The sequence below is a fragment of the Mycobacterium sp. genome (assembly GCF_049280035.1).
Classification (GTDB): Bacteria; Actinomycetota; Actinomycetes; order Mycobacteriales; family Mycobacteriaceae; genus Mycobacterium.
Genome location: NZ_JBAPPI010000058.1, coordinates 1 through 3046 on the forward strand (window position 1 = coordinate 1; position 3046 = coordinate 3046).

The 3046-nt window shown below is 63.0% G+C and carries 3 protein-coding genes; 2 read left to right on the forward strand and 1 reads right to left on the reverse strand.

Annotated features, from left to right (window positions below; genetic code table 11):
* Positions 1-94: 94 nt before the first annotated feature.
* Both WAN71_RS01955 and WAN71_RS01960 read left to right on the forward strand, forming a co-directional pair.
* The gene (locus WAN71_RS01955) at positions 95-544 is read left to right on the forward strand and encodes a CBS domain-containing protein (protein WP_422223718.1); all 450 of its coding nucleotides are present in this window, start codon (positions 95-97) and stop codon (positions 542-544) included.
* Positions 545-758: 214 nt separating this feature from the next.
* Positions 759-2048 (forward strand): SLC13 family permease, encoded by a 1290-nt coding sequence (locus WAN71_RS01960; RefSeq protein ID WP_422223716.1) that lies wholly within the window; start codon positions 759-761, stop codon positions 2046-2048.
* A 3-nt stretch (positions 2049-2051) separates the two neighbouring features.
* On the opposite strand, the gene WAN71_RS01965 is transcribed toward WAN71_RS01960, so the two are convergent.
* On the reverse strand, positions 2052-3046 hold a 995-nt coding region (locus WAN71_RS01965), incomplete at its 5' end, for a class I SAM-dependent RNA methyltransferase (RefSeq protein ID WP_422223717.1).

Genomic DNA, 3046 nt, shown 5'->3' on the forward strand with positions numbered 1-3046 from the left:
CCTGGGCGACGTCATGGACCGATCGGCCGAAGCCTACGAAATCCTGATGCCGATCCCGATCACCGGAGCTTCTCGGCGCAAGTATTGTGTCGGTGTGCGGGCAGAGGATCTCGACGAGAAGTTCCCGGTCGTCAATATCGACTCAGATGCGCTTGATGCGGTCCGTCTACTCGCCGAGCACCGGCTGAACGGGATCGTGGTGGTCACCAACACGTCCGATACGCCGTACGCCGTGCTACCGGCCTCCAAGGTCGTCCGGTTCATCGTGCCCGGCTATGTGCAGGACGATCCGGGCCTGGCCAGTGTTTTGACCGAATCGATGGCCGACCACGCCGCAGAGAAGCTGAGCGGCAAAACGATCCGCGACATGCTGCCAAAGCAACCGCAGCACATACCCGTGGCCGACGCCGACGACACCATCATCGAGGTGGCCGAGGTCATGGCACGCCTCCGCAGTCCGCTGGTCGCCGTGGTCAAAGACAACAAGTTGCACGGGGTGATCACCGCATCGCGCCTGTTGGCCGCGGCTTTAAAGACCGATTAAACCTAGTTCTCGAGAATTCACCTTTCGTTAACGGTTCGGCCGAAACCTGTTGCGACGCAACCTGACCCCACAGAGACCTGACAGGGTGTTGTTATAGGCTGCGGGCGTGTCGGGGAGATCGTCGAAGATCGCGGCCGTGTGCATCGACTCCCCCGTCGCACCCCTGCCGGCCGTAGCGCTGAAACACTGATCGGGCGTCTCGGGAATGACGCCAATGATGTACTACGCGATCACGGTGTTCGTGGTCGCCTACGCGTTCATTATCAGCGAGCGGTTCAACAAGACCAAGGTCGCGCTGATAGGTGCCGGGCTGATGGTCTGCCTGCCGGTGATGGACTCCCCCGACGTCTTCTACTCCGAGGATAACGGAATCGACTGGGACGTCATCTTTTTGATGCTCGGGATGATGATGATCGTCAGCATCATGCGCCAGACCGGTGTGTTCGAATACGTCGCGATCTGGGCCGTCAAGCGCGCCAACGGCTCACCACTGCGCATCATGATGCTGCTGATGGTGGTGATGGCGCTCGCCTCGGCCATACTGCCCAACGTCGTCTCGGTATTGCTTATCGCGCCGGTCACCTTGCTGGTCTGCGATGCTCTGGACGTCAACCCGGTACCGCTATTGCTGGCCGAGGTGTTCGCCTCCAACGTCGGCGGCGCGGCGACACTGATCGGCGACCCGCCGAACATCATCATCGGCGCCCGCAAGTCCCTGTCCTTCAACGCCTTCCTGGTGAACATGGCCCCGATCGTCGTGATCGTGATGCTGGTCCTGCTGGCCGTGACGCCGGTGTTGTTCCGCGGCCTTTCGGCCGTCAGCGCCGAGAGAGTCGCTGACGTCATGTCGCTGCAAGAGAGTGACGCGATCCGAGATCGTCGGCTGCTCATCAGGTGTGGCGTTGTCATGGTGGTGGTATTGACCGGGTTCATCGTCTCCCCGGCTATCCACATCGCGCCGTCCCTGGTCGCACTGCTGGGCGCCGGCGTTCTCATTCTGACCTCACGGTTGGAACAGTCCGAGTACACGTCCAACGTCGAATGGGACACCCTGCTGTTTATGGTTGGCCTGTTCATCATGGTCGGCGGCCTGTTCAAAACTGGGGTTATCAAGATGTTGGGCGAGCTGGCAGCCGACTTCACTGGCGGGAACGTCTTAGTGACGACGATGCTGATCCTGGTTATTTCCACACTGGTGTCCGGTTTTATCGACAACGTCCCCTATGTGGCCACGATGACGCCGATCGTCAGCCACCTCGCCTCGACGATCACCGGACCACACCACCACCACGTCTTGTGGTGGTCGCTGGCACTCGGCGGCGACCTGGGTGGCAACCTGACCGCGGTCGGATCCAGCGCCAATATCGTCATGCTCGGCATCGCGATGCGATCCGGCCACCCCATCTCTTTTGGCGAATTCACCCGCAAGGGCATTGTGGTCACCACCATCTCCACCGTGCTCTGTGCGGTCTACTTGTGGCTGCGGTACTTCGTTCTTGCGTAGTCGTCAGCGGGTCAACAGCGCGACGCACTCGGTGTGATGGGTCAGCGGGAACGAGTCGAACACCGAGATCTTCTCGACCGCATAGCCGTGCTGTCGATACAGACCGATGTCGCGCGCGAATGATGCGACCTCACAACCGATATGCACCACCCGCGACACCTCGGCCGCGGCCAGCAGGTCGATAACGTCACGTCCGGCGCCGGCGCGCGGCGGATCCAGCACCGCCACATCGGCACCGCGGGTTTGACTGGCCAATGCCCGTCGCACCGAATCGGTGACCACACTCACCTGCGCGAGATCGGCCAATGCTGCGCGCGCCGCCCGCGACGCAGCCCGTGAGCTGTCGACACTTACCACGTGCCCGGCCTCCCCCACCGCGTCAGCGAGCACCGCGGCGAAAACCCCGACGCCACCGTAGAGATCCCAGGCGGTCATGCCCGGGCCCGGTTGAGCCCAGTCACCCACCAGTGCGCTGTAAATCCGTGCCGCGTCGCGATGGGCCTGCCAGAAAGCCGTCACCGGTACCTGCCAGCTATGCCCACCCGCCCGCTGCATCCCCTGGTGGCTGCCCTCGACCACCTCCGTCGAGGTTCGTCGGCGTGCGCGCGCAGTGCACACCACATGCCGCTGATCGTCGTCGTCGATAACGACGTGCAGCTGGGCGCCGGGCGGCCACGCGGTGTGAGCAAGACCGTCGGTCATCCCGGCCGGCAGTTGACCGCAATTGAGATCGGCGACCAGCTCATCGCTGTGGTAGCGATGAAATCCGGCACGGCCGTCAGCGCCGACGTCAAGCCGGACCCGGGTTCGCCATCCGGTCGGGCCGACCGGTGAGAGCGGTTCGACCATTCCGCCCCACTGGTAATTGCCAAGGCGGGCAAGCTGATTGGATACTACTTCGGCTTTGAGGGCGCGCGCGGCCGTCGGCTCGACGAATGCCAGATCGCAGCAACCGGCACCCTCCACCCCGGCGATCGGGCATAGCGACGCCCTACGGT